This is a genomic window from Selenomonas sp. ND2010, assembly GCF_000702005.1.
In the GTDB taxonomy this organism is placed as follows: domain Bacteria; phylum Bacillota; class Negativicutes; order Selenomonadales; family Selenomonadaceae; genus Selenomonas_A.
The window spans coordinates 95,073-117,739 of sequence record NZ_JNKI01000001.1 but is presented as its reverse complement, the minus strand read 5'-3'; the positions used below and the strand labels follow the sequence as shown (position 1 = coordinate 117,739).

General features: G+C 48.6%; 22 protein-coding genes. 4 read left to right on the top strand and 18 right to left on the bottom strand.

What is annotated here, in order from left to right; genetic code table 11:
- Window positions 1–84 precede the first annotated feature (84 nt).
- The gene (locus T504_RS0100560) at window positions 85–2,910 is read right to left on the bottom strand and encodes an ATP-binding protein (protein WP_033169102.1); all 2,826 of its coding nucleotides are present in this window, start codon (window positions 2,908–2,910) and stop codon (window positions 85–87) included.
- A 463-nt stretch (window positions 2,911–3,373) separates the two neighbouring features.
- Between T504_RS0100560 and hypF the strand changes: the two genes are divergently transcribed.
- Entirely contained in the window at window positions 3,374–5,719 is a 2,346-nt protein-coding gene (gene hypF, locus T504_RS0100555; protein WP_033169101.1) for a carbamoyltransferase HypF, read from the top strand.
- Between the two features lie 35 nt (window positions 5,720–5,754).
- Here the strand turns inward: hypF and T504_RS0100550 are convergent, their stop codons facing one another.
- Window positions 5,755–6,684 carry a tetratricopeptide repeat protein gene (locus T504_RS0100550; RefSeq protein WP_033169100.1) on the bottom strand — a complete coding sequence of 310 codons (930 nt, stop codon included), beginning with the start codon at window positions 6,682–6,684 and terminating at the stop codon, window positions 5,755–5,757.
- 64 nt (window positions 6,685–6,748) lie between these two features.
- Here T504_RS0100550 and T504_RS0100545 point away from each other — a divergent pair, with 64 nt between their 5' ends.
- Window positions 6,749–7,228 (top strand): hypothetical protein, encoded by a 480-nt coding sequence (locus tag T504_RS0100545; protein WP_033169099.1) that lies wholly within the window; start codon window positions 6,749–6,751, stop codon window positions 7,226–7,228.
- A 90-nt stretch (window positions 7,229–7,318) separates the two neighbouring features.
- Here T504_RS0100545 and T504_RS0100540 read toward each other — a convergent pair whose 3' ends face one another.
- From T504_RS0100540 to T504_RS0100530, 3 genes are all read right to left on the bottom strand, one after another.
- A complete protein-coding gene (locus T504_RS0100540) occupies window positions 7,319–7,855 on the bottom strand; it encodes a hypothetical protein (protein WP_033169098.1) in 537 nt (178 codons plus the stop codon).
- Entirely contained in the window at window positions 7,852–8,610 is a 759-nt protein-coding gene (locus tag T504_RS13535) for an HNH endonuclease (RefSeq protein WP_197018647.1), read from the bottom strand. The genes T504_RS0100540 and T504_RS13535 overlap by 4 nt, the downstream gene beginning before the upstream one ends.
- Window positions 8,611–8,832: 222 nt before the next feature.
- On the bottom strand, window positions 8,833–9,816 hold the full coding sequence (locus T504_RS0100530; protein WP_033169097.1) for a restriction endonuclease: 984 nt from the start codon (window positions 9,814–9,816) through the stop codon (window positions 8,833–8,835).
- Window positions 9,817–10,042: 226 nt separating this feature from the next.
- Here T504_RS0100530 and T504_RS0100525 point away from each other — a divergent pair, with 226 nt between their 5' ends.
- On the top strand, window positions 10,043–10,279 hold the full coding sequence (locus T504_RS0100525; protein ID WP_051635103.1) for a transposase: 237 nt from the start codon (window positions 10,043–10,045) through the stop codon (window positions 10,277–10,279).
- Between the two features lie 200 nt (window positions 10,280–10,479).
- Here T504_RS0100525 and T504_RS0100520 read toward each other — a convergent pair whose 3' ends face one another.
- The 9 genes from T504_RS0100520 to ylxM all read right to left on the bottom strand — a co-directional run bounded on the left by T504_RS0100520 (window position 10,480) and on the right by ylxM (window position 18,668).
- Window positions 10,480–12,186 carry a HAMP domain-containing methyl-accepting chemotaxis protein gene (locus T504_RS0100520; protein WP_033169096.1) on the bottom strand — a complete coding sequence of 569 codons (1,707 nt, stop codon included), beginning with the start codon at window positions 12,184–12,186 and terminating at the stop codon, window positions 10,480–10,482.
- Window positions 12,187–12,362: 176 nt separating this feature from the next.
- A complete protein-coding gene (locus tag T504_RS0100515) occupies window positions 12,363–14,435 on the bottom strand; it encodes a methyl-accepting chemotaxis protein (protein ID WP_033169095.1) in 2,073 nt (690 codons plus the stop codon).
- A 193-nt stretch (window positions 14,436–14,628) separates the two neighbouring features.
- Window positions 14,629–15,375 carry a tRNA (guanosine(37)-N1)-methyltransferase TrmD gene (gene trmD / locus T504_RS0100510; RefSeq protein WP_033169094.1) on the bottom strand — a complete coding sequence of 249 codons (747 nt, stop codon included), beginning with the start codon at window positions 15,373–15,375 and terminating at the stop codon, window positions 14,629–14,631.
- Window positions 15,365–15,895 (bottom strand): ribosome maturation factor RimM, encoded by a 531-nt coding sequence (gene rimM, locus T504_RS0100505; protein WP_033169093.1) that lies wholly within the window; start codon window positions 15,893–15,895, stop codon window positions 15,365–15,367. Before rimM ends, trmD begins: the two co-directional genes overlap by 11 nt.
- A complete protein-coding gene (locus tag T504_RS0100500; RefSeq protein WP_033169092.1) occupies window positions 15,867–16,298 on the bottom strand; it encodes a YlqD family protein in 432 nt (143 codons plus the stop codon). The genes rimM and T504_RS0100500 overlap by 29 nt, the downstream gene beginning before the upstream one ends.
- Before the next feature lie 63 nt (window positions 16,299–16,361).
- Window positions 16,362–16,589: a KH domain-containing protein gene (locus T504_RS0100495; RefSeq protein WP_033169091.1), complete on the bottom strand. Its 228-nt coding sequence runs from the start codon at window positions 16,587–16,589 to the stop codon at window positions 16,362–16,364.
- Between the two features lie 15 nt (window positions 16,590–16,604).
- Window positions 16,605–16,877: a 30S ribosomal protein S16 gene (gene rpsP / locus T504_RS0100490; protein WP_033169090.1), complete on the bottom strand. Its 273-nt coding sequence runs from the start codon at window positions 16,875–16,877 to the stop codon at window positions 16,605–16,607.
- A gap of 43 nt (window positions 16,878–16,920) precedes the next feature.
- Window positions 16,921–18,309, bottom strand: a complete 1,389-nt coding sequence (gene ffh, locus T504_RS0100485; protein ID WP_033169089.1) for a signal recognition particle protein — start codon at window positions 18,307–18,309, stop codon at window positions 16,921–16,923.
- Window positions 18,306–18,668, bottom strand: coding sequence for a YlxM family DNA-binding protein (gene ylxM, locus T504_RS0100480; RefSeq protein ID WP_033169270.1), 363 nt, complete (start codon window positions 18,666–18,668; stop codon window positions 18,306–18,308). Before ylxM ends, ffh begins: the two co-directional genes overlap by 4 nt.
- Before the next feature lie 268 nt (window positions 18,669–18,936).
- On the opposite strand from ylxM, the gene T504_RS13700 reads away from it, so the two are divergent.
- Window positions 18,937–19,578, top strand: coding sequence for a DUF805 domain-containing protein (locus T504_RS13700; RefSeq protein ID WP_051635101.1), 642 nt, complete (start codon window positions 18,937–18,939; stop codon window positions 19,576–19,578).
- Between the two features lie 104 nt (window positions 19,579–19,682).
- Here T504_RS13700 and T504_RS0100470 read toward each other — a convergent pair whose 3' ends face one another.
- The 4 genes from T504_RS0100470 to T504_RS0100455 form a co-directional block, all read right to left on the bottom strand.
- Complete coding sequence (locus T504_RS0100470; RefSeq protein WP_033169088.1) at window positions 19,683–20,765, bottom strand: flagellar assembly protein T N-terminal domain-containing protein; 1,083 nt, start codon at window positions 20,763–20,765, stop codon at window positions 19,683–19,685.
- 78 nt (window positions 20,766–20,843) lie between these two features.
- Window positions 20,844–21,536, bottom strand: a complete 693-nt coding sequence (locus T504_RS0100465) for a flavodoxin family protein (RefSeq protein ID WP_033169087.1) — start codon at window positions 21,534–21,536, stop codon at window positions 20,844–20,846.
- 2 nt (window positions 21,537–21,538) lie between these two features.
- Complete coding sequence (locus T504_RS0100460; RefSeq protein WP_081823316.1) at window positions 21,539–22,021, bottom strand: GNAT family N-acetyltransferase; 483 nt, start codon at window positions 22,019–22,021, stop codon at window positions 21,539–21,541.
- A gap of 25 nt (window positions 22,022–22,046) precedes the next feature.
- Window positions 22,047–22,649, bottom strand: a complete 603-nt coding sequence (locus tag T504_RS0100455; protein ID WP_033169086.1) for an alpha/beta hydrolase — start codon at window positions 22,647–22,649, stop codon at window positions 22,047–22,049.
- Window positions 22,650–22,667: the final 18 nt, after the last annotated feature.

The window sequence follows — 22,667 nt, the reverse complement described above, 5'->3', positions numbered from 1 at the left end:
GCACTGATCCTAGCAGCGGCAAAGAGTTGCTTCGAACCCAAAATCACCGTCGGCCCAATAAGCACGACGGTGATTTTTTGCTATTTATTTCTGTAACACTTCATGAATCGCCGCATATAGTTTGCCCGCATCGAAGGGTTTGGGCACATGCGCGTTCATCCCGGCTTTAAAGGCTCTGTTTTTATCCTCCTCAAAGGCATTTGCCGTCATGGCAATGATGGGAATTTCTGCCTTGTGCGGATCACTAAGCCCACGAATTGCACGCGCCGCTTCATACCCATTCATCTGCGGCATCTGCACATCCATCAGGATAAAATCATAGTAGCCGGGCTCAGCCTGCTCCAGTTTGGCAACACAATCAGCGCCATTTTCGGCATGTTCCAGCAAGAATCCCTGCTCACTGAGCAAGGTGATGACGATTTCCGCATTGAGTTCGTTATCTTCCGCCAGCAGAATGCGCATCCCCTGATAAGCCGCAATATCCAGCGGAACCTCCGCCTTCGCTTCCTGTTCCTGCTTCTTTTCGGCAAGCTGCAGCGGCAAATTAACCACAAAAGTTGTTCCCTTGCCCAGTTCACTATCCACCGTGATGGTTCCGCCCAAAAGATCAACGAGTTTCTTGACGATCTGCATGCCCAGGCCAGTTCCCATAATGCCGCTGGCTGTCGTATTTCGTTCACGGGTAAAAGCATCAAAGAGATGCGGCAAGAACTCCGCCGGCATACCAATGCCTGTATCGGTCACCGTTGTCTGGTACACGGCTATGTTTTCCTCCTTGCCAGGGAACTCACGGACTTCCAACGTGACATAACCACCTTCCGGTGTATATTTGCAGGCATTGCTGAGAATATTAAGGAAGATTTCCCGCACCTTGGTCTTATCTACTAGAATATCGGTGTGCTCGATCTTTAGCGTATAGGCAAACGTAATCCTTTTTCCGCTCATCTGCGCTTCAAATACCGAACAAGTTGCCTCCATAAGCTCCCGTATATCGGCGTAAACCGTATCCACGGTCATCTTGCCACTTTCAATCCGCGCCATTTCCAGCACATTGTTGACTAGCGACAACAAAAAATCATTCGCCTGCTGGATCTTATGGATATAATCCCGCGCCCGTTCCTTATCATCGAGATTCTGCTGTAAAAGGTCTGAAAAACCGATAATGGCATTCATAGGAGTACGGATATCATGAGACATATTGAACAGGAAGGACGTCTTAGCCTCACTGGCGATCTCCGCCTGTTTTTTTGCGGTCACGAGCTCCTGCTGCCGCTCCTTGAGCTGCCTGTTAAGCTCTTTGGCCCTTTTCACATTGCCAATACTCTTAATCAGCAACACCACAATAACCGTCAACACCAACACAATCAACAGAAATGCCAGCCCCAAATTCGCCTTGACAAAATCCCGCAGGGAAACCTTATGCCCCGCATGGGTGTTTCGAGTCAGCGAGTCATTGACTTCTGCACTCGACATCCCCTGATTGAGACGTTCCAAAATCGCATACAGCTGGATATTCTCCGGCCGCAGAGCAAAAGCCATACCAATGTTTTTATTTGTCGGCACTGCCGTCAGCTGATATTCATCCAACAACGCATGCAGATTTCCTGCCCGATAATTGTTCATAACCCAGCAATCAGCCTGCCCCCGTGCTACTCCATTCAAGCAATCCTCCACGGAGGAAAAGTACACGAATTCCCATTGAGGAAATTTGTCCTTAATCTGTCTTTCAATTGCCGAATTATCGCTTACTACCGCACAGCGCAGCGGTGCATCAGCCGAAAAATCTGCACTGTTCTCGGGCCGTATAATTGCCATGATCATCGCATCCACTAGCGGCGTAGTTACGAGGACCTGCTGCTGTTCTGCCTCATAAGCGCTGAACTCCGCAGGAAATACGCAATCTATCCGCCCAGCCTGTAAAGCCTGCATGGCATCATTCAACGTAGGATATGCTACCGCTTCAAAACGAATGGTAGAATTTTTCATCCCGCCTACCGCCTTTTGGATATAATCCTGCAAAAGGCCCTTGACCTGTCCATCAAAGAGATCCTGCGCACAAAACGGCAGCATATTGTCCGGATACCCCACGCGGATTATTCCATGACCAGTAATCCAATCGCGTTCGTCCATAGTCAAGAAGCGCCGTACGCCGGTATTGCTCATATACTTTTGATTAAGCCCGCGATTGTAATAGATATTCTGACTCAGAATGGTACTCATAGCCCGGTCGAGTTCTTCCTTGAGTTCCGGCCGCTTCGTACTGATGGCAAAATAGTAATCCGATGCCCCGATTCTAGCTACCGGGTCCGCATGATCCACGTACAAATCATAGGAAGCACTAGTTACCAACCCATCGATAGCTCCCGTCATCAGCAGCGTATCCGCATCTTTCCACGCTTCCTCAAACTCCAGGATTTCGAGCGTCAGTCCATGCTCTGCCACCCATTCCTTCAAAATCTGCGCCTGCAGGCTATCCTTATACACGGCCAATCGCTTGCCATTTAGCGTAGACAAATCATCCGGATTGATGGTACTTCGTTTCGGGTCAATGAAGATATAATAATCCTCCTTGCCCATTGCATATTTGGAAAGCAGCATCGTTCCCACACGATCTTCCTTGTACGAAACATCTGCCAAGAGGTCAATCTCCCCCTGCTGCAGTTTCTTGAGCAAATCCACCCAGCTGCCTTCCACATATTCATACTGCCAGCCGGTATAGGCCGCAATCTTGCGCTGATACTCGTAGGCATAGCCCGTGCGCCGGCCATAGGCATCAATGCTATTAAAGTTGGAATCAAACCAGCCCACGCGGACCACCCGCTGCAATTCATCCTCTGCCAGTCCCCGCCCTGGCAGAAACACCGCCAGCACCATCAGCAGGACAAGCCAAACAGACAGCACCTTTCTCATAGCAATCCCCTTCCTCCAAAATCCTTTATGCATGTATTCGCGACAAAATAGGGTTCTTCCTTTATTTCCCCGAATTTCTCCACGCAAAAAAGCCTCGGAAAAGTCCGAGGCATGATTTTGAAAACGAAGAACCGGAGTCACTCCACTGACTCCGGCTCTGTCTAAAAAGATGTAAGGAAATGGGATACTGGAAACTGGGATAAGTTTCCAGAGAAGAGACCGATAGGTTCCGATGCAACCGGTGGGATATCCGGTTTATTTCCTATCGACAAGCATAGTATAACACACTTTCGATTAAAATTGTACCCCTATTTTGCAAATATTTTCTAGTATCCTGTATATTTTTCATTTTTTATATAATTTTTTGTCAATAATGACAAATACAACATTCCTCTTTCTCGAACAATTGCGTTATAATAAAAGCAGACACCACTCTATATTTGAGGAAAGTGAGCGATACTTCATGTCTCTTTTTCATAGCAAAGTATACGGCATCGTCCAAGGGGTAGGCTTCCGCCCTTTCGTAGATCGACTGGCCGCACGTTTCCATCTTTGCGGCTCCGTCTGCAACAAAGGTCCCTATGTGGAGATTTTCGCTCAAGGCGAAGCGGCAGCCGTCCAGGACTTTTTGGCAGCCATCCAAAGCGAACCGCCAGAACGGGCGGCCATCTTAAAAATAGATACGGAAGCACTCGACGCACCAGAACACTATACGAGCTTTTCCATCATTGAAAGCGCCAAGGAACGTGGCGACATCTTCGTATCGCCAGACATTGCCACCTGTGACAAATGCCGCCAGGAGCTCTTCGATCCCAACGACCGCCGCTACCTGCATCCCTTCATCAACTGCACAGCCTGTGGGCCACGGCTCACGATTCTCGACGCCATGCCCTACGACCGCGAACGCACGAGCATGGGCGAATTTCCCATGTGTCCGGACTGTGCGGCCGAATACACGAGCCCCGAAACGCGCCGCTATGACGCGCAGCCCGTCTGCTGCAACGATTGCGGGCCTACGGTCTATCTCATCGGGGAGGAATACTGCCGTGGTGCCGCTGCCATCACGCGCACGCGGCAGACCATCGCCGCCGGCGGAATCGTTGCCATCAAGGGCATCGGCGGCTTTCATTTGGCCTGCGATGCCCACAACGAAACGGCAGTCAAACGGCTTCGAACGCTAAAGCATCGCCCTGTTAAACCGTTTGCCGTCATGATGCGTGATATGACGACCGTTCGCCAGGAATGCCACTTAGAAGCAGGACAGGAGGAAATGCTGACCGGTCACCAAAAACCAATTTTGCTGCTCAAGCGCCGAAAAAATGGCCTGCTTTGCGACGCCGTCGCACCGGGCAACCCCAAAGTAGGCGTCATGCTTCCCTACGCCCCTGTGCAAATGCTGCTGTTTGACTACCCCGATGGCATCACGATGCCCAATGCGCTGATTATGACGAGTGGCAATCCCGCGGGCGCTCCGATTTGCCGCGACGACGCAGGCGCTAGCGAAGCTCTGTCCGGATTTACGGATTTGATGCTCTCCCATAATCGGAAAATCCGCATCCGCGCTGATGACACGGTCATGGACTGGCTGGACGGAAAGCCGTATATGATTCGCCGCAGCCGTGGCTTTGCTCCCCTGCCCTTTATGATGCGTAAAGAGCTCAAAGGGCAGGTACTCGGCATCGGCGGCGAGCTAAAAAACACCTTTTGTGTCGGCTCCAACAACATCTTTTATCCATCTCCCTACGTAGGCGATATGAGCGATTTACGCACGATGCAAGCCTTACGGGAAACTATTGGCAGACTGACTGAACTTCTCGAGAACAAACCGACTCTTGTCGCCTGCGACCTTCATCCCCGTTACAACACGGTGACCATTGCCCGCGAACTCAGCTTGCCACTCTTTCCCATTCAGCACCACTATGCCCATATTCTTTCCTGCATGGCCGAAAACGACTATGAGGCCCCCGTCATCGGCGTGAGTTTTGACGGGACAGGTTACGGCACGGACGGCACGATTTGGGGCGGCGAAATCCTACAGGCTGACTTTACCGGCTTTCGGCGGCTGGGTCATATCGCGCCTTTCCTTCAGACCGGTGGCGACAAAGCCGCGGTAGAAGGCTGGCGCGTGGCCGTTTCCCTGATCTATGCCCTTTATAAGGATCAGGCAAAAGTTCGAGGAATCACCAAGCATTTGGACCTTTGTCCCGAAAAGGACCTTGCCGCCCAATTCTTTATGGCCGACCACCAAGTCAATGCCATAAAATCCACCAGCACCGGCCGACTGTATGACGCAGTCAGCGCTATCCTCGGCATCCGCAAAGCTTCGACTTTCGAAGGCGAGGCCTCGATGTACCTCGAATTTGCCGCAGAACGCTATCTTGCCGCGCAGTCCATTGACCCGTCAACGATAAATCTTGACCAGTCAGCCCCTAACCTACGCCGGCTTGACTTGTCAAAATCTGACATGTCAACCGCTGACGCGTCAATTATTTTGTCCACCGATACACTCTTTGAGTATCTGCTGAACCAACGTCTACAGGACGCCGACAGCGAACGGCTAGCCTACGAATTTCACGCAGGCCTTGCTGCCTGCATTACCGCCGCCTGTCAGCAGGCCCGCACTAATACCGGCCTTACCACCTGTGCTCTTTCCGGCGGCGTCTTCCAAAATCACTTGCTGACAACTTTGGTCAAAAACGACCTCAAAGCCAAAGGCTTCCACGTCCTGTTGCACAGCCTTATCCCCCCCAACGATGGCGGCATCTGCCTTGGCCAGGCTGTTGCTGCCATGGTTCATCTAAACCAATAAAAATAGACCTTCCTGCGAAAGGAAGGTCTATTTTTTTACATTTCCTGACTCAACTGTTTGTTGATCCCGTCCAAGAGTTCTTTTAGCTCTTTGCTTTCTGTCAATTTATAGGCTATGTCGAGGAAATAGGAAGCGTGCTGGAGTTTCTTGTTGGCCAGCATCGTCTTGCCATAGAGCATGGCCGTTTCAATGATCTTTGCATCGGGACCAATCGGGAAATGATATTTTTCGCCATAAGAGCGCATCGCCCCCAAAGATGGACGCGTCGCTTCCCCTTTTGTCTCATCATAGATATACTTGAGCTCGTTTTCCGCCTGGAAACGTCCCTCTGCCTCCGCGAATGTCATGCTGAGCAGATAGCAGCCGACAGCCTCATCCCACATCTGCTTTTCCACGAAATAATAGCCAAGGTTCCGATAGCAATGAGCGATTTCCCGACGCTTGTAACAAATGGAGAAAATTTTCGTCGTGAGCTCTTTGAACGTCTCCATATCCTTTTTCTGCTTATAAACTTCCGCATGTTCAAAGGCGATATCGGCACTCATCGGATTCCAATCCATGGCAATCGCCAGTGCTTCCTCAGCCTTATCGAGTTCACCGAGCTCTAAAAGCACCGAACCGTACATCGCATAGAGCCGGTTGACAGGCTCCTCGATATCGACAACCGGCTGAATTTCCGGATGCTTGCTCTGGAACATAACCATTTCCATCAACGTGTTAAAATCGTAATAATCGGCCTGCCCATCCTCATAGAGGTTAAGGGCTTCGATGCGTTCGATTTCCTTCTTGAGGATTGCTGCGGCCTCTTTTGTATTCTTATTCTCACAAGCATCAACAGCCTGCGTAATTGCCGCATTGATTTCCTGTGTCAGGGCTGATTCTTTCATCTGCGTGATAGCCTCCTGTCCTAATGTCACATTCGTATATTGTACCACAAAGTGCCCCAAAACGAAATGCACTGCCACTCTTAATCCTCTCCTAAATTTCAGATGGTACTATTGGACCTGTAATCATAAGGAGTTGGCCATAATGACTTTAAAAGATTTATCAGCCTATCTGGAAGAAGAATTCAATAAGCACCGTATTCTTATAACTACATCGGGCACAGCCCTTGGCAGATGGCTTCACCGCAACGGTATCGCCGGACCTCGCTTTTTCCTGTCAGTCTACGTTCTGTCTCTGGGTACGGCCGGATATTACCTGTTTTGTAAAAAGCAAAAGCCTGCTGCGATATTCTGCTGCTTTATGGCTCTATCCTGCTTTCTCATGGGTTTAGCCGATCAGCACGATGGCCCTACCGGGCTAATGGAATGTTCCTTAGCTGCAGTTCTTTTCCTCGCGGGTATATTTGCCAGCGTTTTGTACTCCATGAAATATATTGATAATGAAGAAGAACGGAAAACTCATAAATTGGGGCTGCTGTTCATCTGTTGGTTGATTGGTATTTTCATCCTATTCTGTGCTGTTCTGGCAGGCATTACTTATCTATCCATAAAAATTTTTGCATGATACGTCACGGATGTTACAACTTTAGTTTATCACTTCATATCTTGACTATCTAGCCTTTTGCAGATTAATAATGTATATTGGCACGTTCGACTAAGTTGGTTCAATTTTAAAAGTAATCATTTCATCCAATGATAAATCCCAAATATCACATATCAAACCTTTTTGCGTCGGCAACAAATGAAAGTAATTTAAGCATTTGCTTATATGAAGCATAATTTTGGGGCTACGACGTTTGTATCCATAATGTCTTAACAACGTCCGCAATTTTATTCGCGTGTATCCTTGGGTAAGCTCATATCTTATGCGCAACCGTAATTGCATAAAATAAAAATCAATATCAGCGTATTCATCTTCATAGTCGAAGACTTGAAGCGACATGCCTAATTGCTGCAAATCTTTTTTGATAGCCGGATATTCTTTATCAAAAGTTACTTTATCAATCAAATAGTCTACCCAATAGGAGACATCGAGGATAAACTGCCTCTGATTGTTTCGATACGGCTCTATAAGGCATTCACGTTCCTCTTGATAAACACGTTGCAAAAAAGCCGCCTGCTGTCTGGCGCCCATATCCTGACTATCAATGTAATAGGCTATAGATAGTGCATCATAGATGCTGGAACTCAATATTTATCACTCTTTCTTGCATTACAGGAACGACAAAGAATCTGTAGGTTATCCGGTGTGGACTTTCCGCCTTTATTCATTGGGACGATGTGATCAACTTGAAAAGGTACTCTGTTGGCAGCCGTCAGCCCACATTTCTGGCATACATACTGCCCCTTTTGATTTTTTGCTTTCTCAAAAGCTCCATCACGAAGCCTTTTTTCTAAATCCGGATTTGTCTTGCCAATTTCATGTAAAGGCAAATCCTCAAGATTCTTCTCATGAGCAATAACATTGTCTTCATAGATTAACGGTTGTGTTATTTTCATCAGTTCTATATCCAGCTGGCGCCAAAAGTAAAGCTTTTTGCCAAAGAAGAGCCTTAATACGTCATCTTCGGCAGAATCCCAAAGAGAATCTACATATTCAGCTTTCTTGCGAGGGCCCATATCCTCGTCATAGATATGGCGAGCAATAGCTGCCACATCTAACTTATTTCGATCAATATCATCAAATGTATAGAATTTAGGAGCTTCACTATACTGTGCATAGTATTTCAAGATTTGAATTACATCATCTTCTTCATAAGGCGGAATCATGTCGCCTAAGAAAAAAGTGCTGCGACACTGTTCTGCCATATCACGAAGCGTGCTATCAGCAAGGAACTCTTCGTCCTCCACCTGAAATGCTGAGAACAGTTCCGGCAGTTCCTCCATCATGGCAATATATGCATCTTTAGTGCTATCGTAGACCATAACCTGATATGTATGATCCATCCCATTCTCTTCAAGATAGGTAAATGCATACATACCAACCGGAATACGTTTTTCATATGTTTATTTGCTCCTCTAAAGACTTAGTAACTTCATCATTGAGTGCGCCAGAGTCATTGCCGGCCTGTACTAAGCATTGAAGGGCTACGATATGTGCTTTTGTTTCAGGACTAAGCAGCATATCGCTTTCCGTCCTCAACTCTATGTTAATAGCCATACTATTCGTTATAATTCATCTTTAACTGGAATGTACACCTGCTTCAGAGGAATCATCTTCTGATACTTTTCATTGAGGTCTTTATAGTATTTCAAAATCAGTTCAACCAATTCTGTACCATTTATACCTCGAATGATTGGTGTGTTCTCCAGATATTTTTGAGCATTTTTCGTATAATTTGATAATGTTACAAATAAACCATAATCTCCTTCATGCATAGCACCTTTTAGAGATTGTATTGTTGTCTCTTTTATGTCTCCATCCTGGCTCTTTACTTGTACAAGAATGCGAGGCGGCAATTCATCTTTATATGCGGTAATATCAATGCCGCTATCCCCACCATGCGGAGAAACAATTGTCCGATACCCCATAGCTCTTAAAAGGTCTGCTACAAAGTCCTCCAAAGCATATCCCTTTAACTGACGACTTAACTCTTTCAGAATAAAGTCTCTTGTACTTTCAATTATATCTTCAGCCGTAGCACCTATGCTATCGTCTTCTTCATCAGCAGAGAAATCCTTATTTTTTTTATTCAAAGCCGACATAAACTCATCAGCATAGTTCTTTACCGTAAAGAAGGTCATTGCTGAACCTATTTCATACAAAGCCCCCTGAGAAAAAGCAGTTCTTGGCAGATGCTTTAGCCATTTAACAGCTCTTCTACTGGAAAAATGATTTTGAGGATTGAATACATATTCCCCTTCTACGACACCAATATTTACCTCCCGGTTCGACTTTGAAGGAAATACGACATAGTCACCGACTTGCACCTCATTACAAAATCGGTACAGCATTCCTGCGCTTGTAGCAATACTTCCTTTTTTGGCGTTTGGATATACAGCCTCGTATTTTGCCTTATAATCTTCTCTATTAGCCCCAATTTCTCTAAGGTCACCCATTTCACGCCAACCTATGGCAATCATATTCCCCTTAAGAAATAGGGCATCGTCTTTTGCATGTATTCCCCAGATAGTTCTGTCAACGTATGCCATAATGCTAGAATCCTCTCATCTTTCTATGTTTAAATATTTCATCATATAAAAAAAGAGCCAGCTGCATGGGGATGGCCGACTCCAGTACGCGGCTGGTTTCCCAGCACTTATTATTTTATCATATTTTAGAATAGTTTTACACCATCAACCGCCTAAACTTTGAAGTGATAAACTAAAGTTGTAACACCAGTGACTAATAAAATATAATATCCTTGGAGGTTTTATTATGCCACAACATTACGACGAAATATTTAAAAAGCAGATAGTCCGCCTTCGGCTTGAAGAAGGCCGAACCATAAAAAGCATAATTGAAGAGTATGGAATGTTAAAAGCCAGTATTATTAACTGGTGCAACGAATTTCGCGAAGAATGCCAGAACAATCCTAAAAGCCAGAATGCATACGACTTTTTAAATTCGTCTAAAATACTTTTGCTGGAATCGCCTTTTTATTTTACAGCCTAATTCAAGTCACTTCACGTATAGTTGAATCTTTTACGTAAACCATTAGGTGATACTTAATAACCTATCTGTCATTTTCTGTCATTTGCTCGATGCCAGCACCAACCGTGCCAATATTTGAACGAGAAAGAACTGACTCAAGCCCATAGAAAAAGCGGCACAACCATTAGGTTGTACCGCTTTTCCTATATACACATCACAAATCAGAACTTAAATTTCTTTAGTGAGTTCTGCAAATTTTGTGCCAGCTCCGCCAGGGAATCGCTAGCAGATGCAATTTCTGCGGCCGATGCGGACTGCTCTTCGGAGACTGCCGATACGTTCTGCATCTCGCCAGCTACCGTAGCCCCTTGCGCATCGATTTCCTGAATGTGATTCGTGATGACGTTAGCGTCATCGGCTACATTCTTGATGGAAGCCGCCATGCGGTTGACCTTCTCCGATACTTCATCAACATAGGTATGAATGCTGTCAAAGGTCTCACGAAGGTTTTCCACCGACTGAGCGCCGGAAGCTACGGCCTCACTGCCTGACTTCATGGAGTCAACGGCACTAGCCGTATCCTTCTGGATTCCTACAATCAGCGTTGAAATCTGCTGAGCTGCCTCCTGCGACTGTTCAGCAAGTTTACGAACCTCATCGGCAACCACGGAGAAGCCGCGGCCCTGCTCACCAGCTCGTGCCGCCTCGATCGCCGCATTGAGTGCCAACAAATTCGTCTGCTCAGCGATCCCGGAAATCGTCTCGACAATCTGGCCAATCTCCTGGGAGCGTGCCCCAAGTTTATCGACAATCGAAGCCGAAGCCCCAACGGTCGATTCGACGCTGCGAATCTGTTCGACGGACTGCTGGATTGCCGCACTGCCGGCTACCGCCTGACTGGAAGCGGCCTGTGCATGTCCGGCCACCCGACTTGCTTCGGTCTGCAATTCGCTGACCGAGTCGGCCACTTTACCGATGGCATCGCTGCAGTTGTTGATGCCGTCCTGCTGGGAGCTTACAGCCCCCGAAGCCTGCGTCACTGATTCCGCCGTGGAATGCGAAGCCTTGGCCGACTGCTGGGAACTTGCCGTCAGCTGTTCCGACGCCGATGCAATATGTTCGGCCGACTGACTGGTCTGTTCCATGAGCTTGTTGAGCTGCTGGCGCATGGCATCGACCATATCCGCCATCTCACCAAATTCATCCTGCCGAACCACCTGACGCTCGGCATTGCGGAAATCGCCATCACGGAGTCTGCGGCAAGCGACAATCATCTGTTCCAATGGTCTGCGTATCGCCCGACTGAACATCCAACCAAACAGGCACATCAAAATCATGGAAATAAGCGTGATAACACTCATGCTGATAATCGCATTTCGTACCTCATCCTGATTCTGCTGATTGATTTCTTCCGCCTCGGCATTTACGGCTTTGCGCAACGGAACCATGCTGATATCCCAATCGATGATTTCCTTTATGGCCTTTGTCCCATACAAAGCTCTTGCTTCATCCTGTTTTCCTGCCAATGAGAGTTCGAGCATTTCATTCGTATAGGACTTAAATCCCTGCCAATGCTTTTCGACTTCCTCGGAACCTTCCTTCGTGCTGCCGAGGGCCTTATAGTCATTCCAGTTCTTCTCATAGACATTCATGTAGTTCTGAATGTCTTTTTTATTTTTCTCCAACTGTTTCTTATCGGTTAGACTGACATTTTCCAAAATACGTGCCTGCATGCAGCGCACTGTTACCGAACAATCTCCCAGAAGCCGAACCGCCTGCATGTTTTGACTGTACATGCGATTCATATCACTTTGAATCGCCCGCAAATACGACGTGGCATTCCATCCCACTAATGCCAAGGCCAACCCGGCCATCACAATCATACAGACGATTTTCCCGGAGACCTTTAGATTGTTAAACCAATTCATTATTCCCCACCCTTTATTTCTCTGAACAAATTTACACCACAAATGTCTTTCCTAAGTATAACAAAGACGACAAAACAAGAATAGGACACATGTCCTCTTTTTGTTTACAGCTAAAACAAAAGCCCTACTAATTTCATAGTAAGGCTTTGTTTTTAATCGTTTCTATGCATTTGCACTTAGAATTTGAAGCGATTTGCTTCATCCTGCAGTTCATCCGCCATGCGCGACAACTGCTGGCTCGAAGCAGCAATCTCTTCCATCGAGGCCGACTGTTCTTCCGTTGCGGCCGAGATAGAGGAAATATTTTCCGTGATGCGTTTCGTGGATGCCTCGACATCCTCTGCATCTTTGAGTACCGCCATGCTGGCATCTGCTACCTTGTTGGCATTGGTTGCCGATTCTTTGACCATCTTATCAACGACACGGATATGTTCAGCAATAATCTTGAACTGATCCCCCGCATCCTTGACAGCCTGGCTGCCAACCCGTACCTGTTCGGTACCGGCATTCATCGAATCGACGGCCTGAATGGTAACCTTCTGGACACCACCAATCTTCTGGGCGATTTCCTGTGCAGCTTCAGAGGACTGTTCCGCGAGCTTGCGAACCTCATCAGCTACGACCGAGAAGCCGCGGCCCTGTTCGCCGGCACGAGCTGCCTCGATAGCCGCATTGAGTGCCAAGAGATTCGTCTGCTCGGCAATGCTCTGAATCGTGCTGACGATTTCACCGATTTCTTCGGAACGACGGCCGAGCTCACCAACTGCAGCTGCCGAGTCATTGACCGTACCAAAGACTTCCCGCATTTTGTTGACGGCATCTTCGATAGCAGCGACGCCCTCGAACGCAGCGTTACCAGCTTTGCTCGACGTCTTGCTGATTGCCTCCGAAGCCGTGGCAATATCCGTGACCTGCTCAGTCATATTGCGGATATGACCGACCACATTGGTCATCGTCTCATTCTGCGTATTAGCCGATTCGGCAATATCACCGACGCGCTCTGCCACATGAGTGATAGTCTGAGCGACCTGCTCGACGCCATGGGACATCTGACCGGAGGAGTTGGAAACCTCATCAGCACTGCCCTTGATCTGGCCGAGCAATTTTTTGAGTTCATCCGTCATCTTGTGGAACGAACGAGCCAAATTGCCGATTTCATCGTCCGTCTCAATCGTCAGGTCATTCTGACGAAGATCGCCATCTGCGATGCGTCCAGCCGACTGCTCGAGACCGCGCAGTGGGGAAACGATGATATGCGAAATCCACATGGTTGCAAAGAAAATCAATACGAGCGCTACGACGAGCACTACGACGAGCGTCATGCGCATGCTGTTGACGCTAGCCATCAACTGGCTCTTGTCAACAATGGTCAGATACTTATAACCGGTTTTCTCGGACACATACGTATTGACAAACTTCGTCTCCCCGTCCAGTTCCACTTCCTGCAATTCCTTGCCGTTCAGATTGATAGACGAAAGATCGCCGAGTTCCGACTCTTCGAGCTTCTTGAAAGCGGCATCCTGATGTTTCGGATCGGCAATGATGACATTGTCCGCATCGAGCATCATCAGATAGCCCGTATCACCGACCTTGATCTGCGAAATCATGTCCGTAACCACTGGCAGGTCAATGTTGAAACCGAGGACACCCAGCGGCTGCCCCTGCATATCCTTGACCGTGGCGAAAATACCAACTGTCGGCGTGCCTTTCGAAGTCTTGAACGGCTTCGTGATGCGGACCGCATTCGTGTCTGCCATGCTCTCTTTGAACCAGTCACGTTTCCGGGAATCATAACCCTTCTTGCGTTTTACGGCCGGGTACTGCAGATAGCCGCCATCGGTCGTACCATAGCTGATGACCGAAATGGCATCTTTGTTAGCCTCCGCATAGCGCTGGAAAATCTGATAGGCCTGGAGCTCAAAGCCGCCCTTGGCCTGCGGGTCCATGGCAATCATGCCATCGGCACCAGCCTCGCCCTCCGTATACAGGGTAATGCTGCCGCCACTTCTGAGGATTGGATCATTCGCCATATTGACGATACCATCGCGGAGCCCGCGCAGGAACAGATCCATCGACGTATCTACCTGCGTTGCCTGCAGATCCGTCTCCTCAACAAATTTGTTCATCTCATGATTTGTGATGACGCGGTCCAAGACGATGCCCAGCACCAACATCGTAGCAATAAATACCACCGACACCAAAACCATGATTTTCTGTTTGACACTAAAACGTGCCAAAAGTTCCTCCATCCTATCATCTCCTTATACTTTTCATCGAATCCCATTCTTACACCGACAAATACGTCAGCATAATCTTACGATGGTTATAGAATACGACGGCGATGAGAAAAAATCCTTCTAATGGTTTTATCTTTTTCTTACCAAAAACAAACCATTGACAAAGTTTTCCAGTTTTCCTCTATCAATGGTTTCGTTAAAAACATTATTCATCTTCCGCATCATTCTGCAGATTCAAAAAAATGCGGTCTTTTTCGGTTAGATCTGCCTTTTCCAATAAGTCCGGCCGGTATTTTTTCGTCACGAGTAGTGACTGCTCGCGGCGCCACTGCCGAATCTTGGCATGATTACCGGATAGCAGCACCTCGGGCACCGCCATGCCCTCAAACTCACGTGGCCGCGTGTACTGCGGGAATTCCAACAGGCCTTCGTAAAACGAATCGGTCGGTGCCGAATCCGGCGCCCCGAGTACGCCTGGCAGCATACGCGACACCGCATCGGTAATAACCATAGCGGGAAGCTCGCCGCCCGTCAGGATAAAGTCACCAATCGAGATGGCTTCATCGGCGAGCTTATAGATGCGCGCATCAAAGCCCTCGTAATGACCACAGATAAAGATGAGCTGATCATAACCGGCCAGCTCCTTGGCCTTCTCCTGGGTAAACGTCGGCCCCGACGGATCCATAATCAGCACGCGGCGGTTCGCGGCAAATTCCTGGGTCTTGCCCAGTACATCGCGGACTGCTTTATACATCGGCTCAGGCTTTATGACCATGCCAGCGCCGCCGCCAAACGGCGTATCGTCGACATGGTGATGCTTATCCTCTGCGTAATCCCGAAAGTTTGTGAAGTGGATATCGAGAATCCCATTGTCCACGGCCCGCTTCGTGATGCTGTCACCAAACGGCCCCGCAAACATCTCGGGGAAAATAGTCACCATATCAATGCGCATCAGAAATCTCCTCAGGCATATCAATCACCATACGGCCGCCGGCGATATCAATCTCCTTGACCACCGCTTTAAGTGCCGGAATCAAAAGCTCGCCACCATCCAGACGGCGCGCCTGATAAACATCGTTGCTGCCTGTGCGCAGAACATTTTCCACACGCCCAAGTTCCTTACCACTGACATCGTAGACCGTAAGGCCGATGATGTCAAAGGTATAATACTCGCCTTCGGCCAGCGGTGCTGCTTCGCTGCGATCCACAGTCAAAAGTTTCCCCGTAAGACGCATGGCGTCCTCACGAATCGGATACTCGCGGAACTTCATCAGCACATACTGCTTGTGGTATTTACAGCTCTCGATATGCAGCAGTTCATCGCCTACCATGACTTCTTTCATCGACGCGAAACGCTCGGTAAAATCCGTCAGCGGGATAATGCGCATCTCTCCATGAATGCCATGCGCCGCGCCAACTTTACCAATCGTGACGCGTTTTTTCTTAACTGCGGATGGCGATAATTTTGTCATCTTCCACCAGCACTTCCACATTCATGAGTTCACGCATATCATCACCAACATGAACTTCCACCTGACGCTCGAGCGTGCCCTGGACAATTTCCGCACCGAGAACGAGTTTTTCCGTTTCCTCTTTGCGAGCCATTGCTTCTTCCCGATACTGCAGGCGTTTCTGACACTCCTGACCGAAGTGTGCCTGAATGGACTGCAAACGCTGAATCTCTTCTGGCGTCGGGTTCTCCGCATCTTCCGGCTGATTTTCCTGCATTACACGCTTCTCCTGGATGTTAAGCTGCTGAACTTCGAGCTCGGCACGTTTGATTCCGTCTTCGAGTTCTCCCAGAATTTTAGCCTTGAGTTTTTCCGTCAGTTTTGCCTTAATGGTTACCGGCATTTTCAGTGAAATCGTATCCATGACAGTTCCTCCTACATAGAAATAGCGGCCAGACCCAGTAAACTGAGCCTGCCGCTGTTTCATCTAAATAATCTCAACCGTGACTTTGGTATTCTCCCGGGTGGCCGCGGCTTTGACCACGGTACGCATAGCTTTCGCGATACGACCCTGACGCCCGATGACCTTACCCATATCATCCTCGGCAACATGAAGTTCGAGCACGGTCTGCCCCTCTTCCTGTCGTTCGTCCACACGGACGGCCTCCGGATGGTCTACTAAGGATTTGGCGATAACTTCAACAAGTTCTTTCATGTTGAGTCCCTCCAATTATTTCTTAGCTTTTGCTTCAGCAAACTTAGCCATGATGCCCTGCTTGCTGAGGAGATTTTTAACGGTATCCGTCGGCTGAGCGCCTTTGTTCATCCAATCGATAGCCTTAGCTTCGTCGATGCTGATAACTGCCGGCTGCTTGTTCGGGTCGTAGTTACCGAGGATCTCGATGAAACGGCCATCACGCGGAGCGCGGGAATCAGCTACAACGATGCGATAGAACGGGTTCTTTTTAGCACCCATACGGTTCAAACGAATCTTTACTGCCATGAATATTCACCACCTTTCGTAGTCAAAAGTAAATGTATAAATCTTAATGCATAAACGGCAATTTGGGGAAACCGCCGCCCAGGCCGCCGAGCCCACCAAGACCTGGGAACCCGCCTTTGCCCTTCTGCATTTTTTTCATTTTCTTCATCATCTTTTTCATTTCGCCAAACTGCTTCAGGAGCTTATTGACATCCTGAACACGCGTACCAGAGCCCATGGCAATGCGCTTGCGGCGACTGCCATTGATGATATCGATATTGGCGCGTTCTTTCGGCGTCATTGATTTGATGATTGCCTCAATCTGACGCATTTCTTTGCCGTCGAGGTCAATGTTCTGGCCTTCGAGCTGTTTTTTCAGCCCGCCCATACCAGGAATCATGCCTAAGATGTTTTCCAGCGAGCCAAGCTTTTTGACCTGCTGCATCTGGGAAAGGAAGTCATCAAGGGTAAATTCATCCTTGCGGAGCTTCTTTTCCATCTTTTTGGCTTCTTCCATGTCAAAGGTCTGCTGTGCCTTCTCGACCAGCGAGAGCACATCGCCCATACCAAGGATTCGCGAAGCCATGCGATCAGGATGGAACGGCTGCAACGGCTCGATTTTCTCACCGACACCGATAAACTTAATCGGTACATTGGTCACTGCCTTGACCGACAGAGCCGCACCACCACGGGCATCACCATCGAGCTTTGTCATGACGACACCGTCAAGCCCCAGATTTTCGTTGAAGGTCTGAGCGACGTTGACCGATTCCTGACCAGTCATAGCGTCAACGACGAGCAAGATTTCATGAGGTTTGACCTCTGCCTTAATATCACGAAGCTCCTGCATGAGCTTTTCATCAATCTGCAGACGACCAGCCGTATCGATGATGATAACGTCATTGGCATGAGACTGCGAATACGCGATGGAGTTCTTGGCAATGGTCACCGCATCGGTGCCCTGCTCCATAGTGAACACTGGAATGTCCAGCTGACCACCAAGGACCTGCAGCTGCTTGATTGCTGCCGGACGATAAATATCGCAGGCGACCAGCAGCGGCCGCTTGCCCTGTTTCTTTAAAGCGAGGCCCAACTTGCCGGCAGACGTCGTCTTACCAGCACCCTGCAAACCAGCCATCATGATGACCGTCGGCGGATTGGGACTCATATTGATACGGCTCTGCGTACCTCCCATGAGGTTCGTGAGCTCTTCATCAACAATCTTAATGACGACCTGAGCCGGGGTCAGGGTTTCTAAGATATCCTGACCGATGGCTCGCTCTTTAACCGTCTTGATGAAGTTTTTTACTACCTTGAAGTTGACGTCGGCCTCCAGCAAGGCCATACGAACTTCGTGCATGGCTTCATTGACATCATCTTCCGTCAGCTTGCCATGTCCGCGGAGCTTCTTAAAGGTCTCCTGCAAACGGTCGGATAAACTCTCAAATATCAAATCGATACCTCCTGACTGCGTCCCAGGATTGGGTTCAGCCGGTTCAGGACTGCTTCGACCTCCGAGGCATTCTCCGGAGTCTTCAATCCCTCGATGGATTCATAAATCTCAGCTAGTTCCTGACGCTCTGCCTGATAGCGTCGCACCAGTCCCAGCTTTTCTTCGTATGCTTCCATGGCCTTCTCGGACCGATGGATATTATCGTAAACGGCCTGCCGGGAAATTCCCAACTCCTCACCGATTTCCGACAACGAAAAATCTTCAAACAGATGCATTCGCAGGCATTCCTGCTGTTTTTCCGTCAGCAGTGCGCCATACAGGTCAAACAAAGCGGACAGATATAAAAGCTGCTCCATCATTCCCATCACCTGTTTTCAAAAAAATGTGCCAAGGTCATCTCCTTGACATAGCTATTATACCGAAGCCCAAATAACCTGTCAAGCATTTTTCCTTGGCACATAATTTTCTTTTTCAAACAATGTCTTACACTTCTGTTGACCAGTCAAACGAACCGGCAATTTGTCTGGTCAGCAGGAATTTCCTACTTTGTGAAGAATTTTTTCTGAGCAAACCAAATACTGCTTCCATAAAAAGATTGAAACAATTGTTATGTTAGGAGGAATCATTATGTCTAATTTCTGTTCGAACTGCGGCACCCCCTTGGACGGCACCGCAAAATTCTGCCCATCCTGCGGCACCGCTACCCCTGCCCAAGCGCAACCAACTAGCACTGCAGCCCCCTCTCAGATGCCCCATAATCCGCAGCAACAAACACCCCCTGCACAAACGCCACCACCTATGCAGCAGCCTAATCCGCCTTATTACAACAACAGGCCACCTTATCCCGGTCAGCATACGGCTCCAGCCCCCAGCGTTTCTGCCTTTGGGAATGAACCATATATCCCCGATGAAAGCATCACCGACAAGTTCTTCCGCTACGATAACCGGTTGAACCGAAAACGTTACCTGCTTCGCAGTCTGGCATTGATGGGGATATACATCGTGGGCGCCGTGATTGCAGGCATCCTGAGCGCAATAATCGATGAAATCTTCGGTACCCTTCTACTCGCACTCATAGCCCTCGCTATCACAGTCCCCAGCTGCATGCTGTTGATACGCCGTCTGCACGACCTTGATCGTCCTGGCTGGTGGGTTATCGGCGGATTTATCCCCCTGCTCAACTTTGCCCTTTCCATATACGTCATCTTTATCCCGGGCACCCCAGGCCCGAATCAATACGGTCCTGATCCATTAACCGTTACCAACTAAAGCAAAACGCTGTGAAGATCGCCACGAACATCGTCCGCATCTTCACAGCGTTTTTTCTATGCCAGAAATGAGCAACAGGACATACGCCATATCCTTATTGCCGCTTATATTTTGATATACTCAGCCCCCAGTGCTAAGACCTTCCAGCCATTTCCCTCAAGCACGGTCGCAAAGTCATGGGCAGTGCCGTTAAAGTCAATGTCAACGATCATGTTGCCAAAGCTTGAACTGCGGACAAAGACATTGCCCACGCCTGAAAGTTCGCGCAAAGTTGCTGTTGCCTCGCTGATATTGCCCAATTTGTTGTCCGTAATGATTAACTGCAAGTGCTGCTCGGGATTAGCGGCCTTATTAAGTGCCGCCGTTCCGATGGCCTCAGGTATTCCTTTAGCAGCCTCGGCTATCGCCTCGTTTACGGCATTGGGGCCGCGGCGTTCGGATTTTCCCTTGAACACGCCCGCGTATATAACCTCGCCATTATTGACATTTAGCATGCGCACCGACACCGTGACATTTGCCTTCTTGAGATTTTCAAAACCCGGCACAGGCGCATAATCAGCTATACTGCCGACAGCCTTATCCACCGACACGGTCACGAGATAGTCAAGCGAAAATTGACAAGTCAACGTCTTAATCATTGACTTGTCACCCGAAAGAGCCGCTGCTTGCAGCTGCTTTTGTTTGGACTTGTCAAGCTGATCAATATCGACAATCCGCGTATAGCCCTGTGCACCAAGACCTTCCATCACGGCATTTTCTAAAGCCGCATAGCGGGTGCCCTGCTGATCCATCGCCACGACACCAACACGCGGATCTTGCATATTGGCACCAACGACAGCCTTTTTCTGCGCATAGGAACCAAGCGCGGCACTTAGTTTTTGCTCCGAAACATCGGCGCGCACCTTTACCTTATAAATGCCGTTATCCTTAGTGCGTTCAAGTATCTCATAACTTTTGATATAGCCATCGGCCTGCGTATAGATGCGGTCATTGATAAGACGGTAATTCTGCACATAACTGCGGCTGTCCACCATGACGCCGACCTGCTGTTCAATCGCCTGCCGTAAGGCCTGTCGCAGAGCACTTCGCTCCGAGCCGCCCTGACCGTTCACCGTAACCACGGCCGCTGATGCCGTGAGTGACGGAATCACCAGAAAGCTCGCTAAAACCGTCAATTTTTTCCACACAGTCCTCACCGTCCTTTCGCTATTTTTATTATAACAAAAATAGCACCCCAAAGACTTAGAAACACCTAAAGAATTGTTTCAGTTCACCACCTGTTCTCCATTGGCGATCGCCGCATAGGTCTCCTCAGGAATCATCGGTGAACCAATTTGTGCCAACAAATCTGCGGATATCTCGCCCGTCGCAGCATACTGCCATCCCGCCTCACGCACCAGCTCGAGCCGCGGCTTCGTGACGATATCGGCTTGTGGCACGTTAAACATCGGACTTTCAGGCACCGTAATGATTGTATGCTGACGCGGGAAGAGCAACTTGAACTGCGCCACCGCTGGCTCAAAATTCCCCTTGCTGTTCGGAAACCCGCAGCCGCAAATCATCAGATAACGAAGATGGGCAAAATTCGCCTGCCCGATATGCTCATAACGCTCACCAACCTTCTTCATCTTTATGCAGGAAAGCGGCATGGTCCTCTCAATGAAGGCCTTTAACTGTGCTGGCATACCATACCCATAGAGCGGGAAATTAAACAATAACAACTCGCTTTTTAACATCTCCGCTATCAGCGATTTCATATCATCCTTGTGTACACAAGTACCACCATTGCGTTTGCAGGTAAAACACCCCACACAGAATTCGATATGTTTATCGGCGATGTCAATGACATTTACCTCCTGCGGCGCGGCATCTTCCATGCCCTGCACAAAGGCCCGGGTAATATGCATCGTGTCGCTTTTCTTTCTTTTGGGACTGCCATTCAGAATTAAAATCCTCATCGTCATATCACCTCAAGCATCGACTCAATCGACAAACGGTTCCGGAAATAACGCGGACCTTCTTCCCCAATTTCTCCGCTCACTAGAAAACAACACTTCGCCAATACGCGTTTTGATGCGGCATTGCCCTCCTCAGCCTCAGCTTCAATCCGTTTCACTTCCGGATGAGAAAAGGCCCAGGAAATTGCCGCCCGCACAGCCTCAGTCGCATAACCATGTCCACGGTATTCCTCCTCGATCCCGTAGCCGATTTCCGCCACACCATCTGCGCCGAGCCCTTTAAAACATAAATCCCCCACATGCTTGCCATCATGACGCTCAATCATCCACATCGCATACCAATCCCACTGATGCGGATGTGAAATACAGCCAGTCAGCATTTCCTCATACGCCTTCTTCAACTCTGCATCCTGTACCGTGTCAATAGCCCCTTCCATCTGAATGCCATCAGCCGGATATAGGATCAGTCGTTCTGTCGTTACCATAAGACCTCCTTGTGTTGCCTTAAAATCACATTCCCTTTACACGCCAAAGCCAATCATCCAAGAACTGCCTCTGCTCTTCAGTATGGAACCAATGCTCACCAGCTTCCATTACCGTAAGATCCGCATCATGATTATCGGCAAAAGCCTGCATCGTCACATAATCCGTAAGATTATCGTGACCGCCATACAAAATCTGTGTCGGCACCGTCCACTGGATGGGATGACTGCGAACATAAGAAAGATACTCCCAGGACAAGTCCTCGCCAAACTCTGTAGGGATTACGCCCTGTTCCTCTAAGTCTTTCTCTGTTACCTGCGCCCACTGCATCATGTTCGTGATGAGCGTTTCCATATCGACCACAGGCGAAATGAAATACGCCTGCTTCACATACGCGTCAATACCGCCACACATGCTGAAAAACGCGCCAATACTATTGGCAATCAGCACCACATTGTCATACTTCTCATATAAGTCCCTAACGATCTCTCGAATCTCATTTCCTGTTTCCCACGGGGTAAAGGTCTGATAATCAAGGCCCAGCACTTTCGCATCGGGGAAAAACGCCCGATAATGCTCAGCCTCGGCTGCACTTCCGCCCTTCCCGTGGACGTAAACTACAATATCCATACTACCCTCAATATTCTT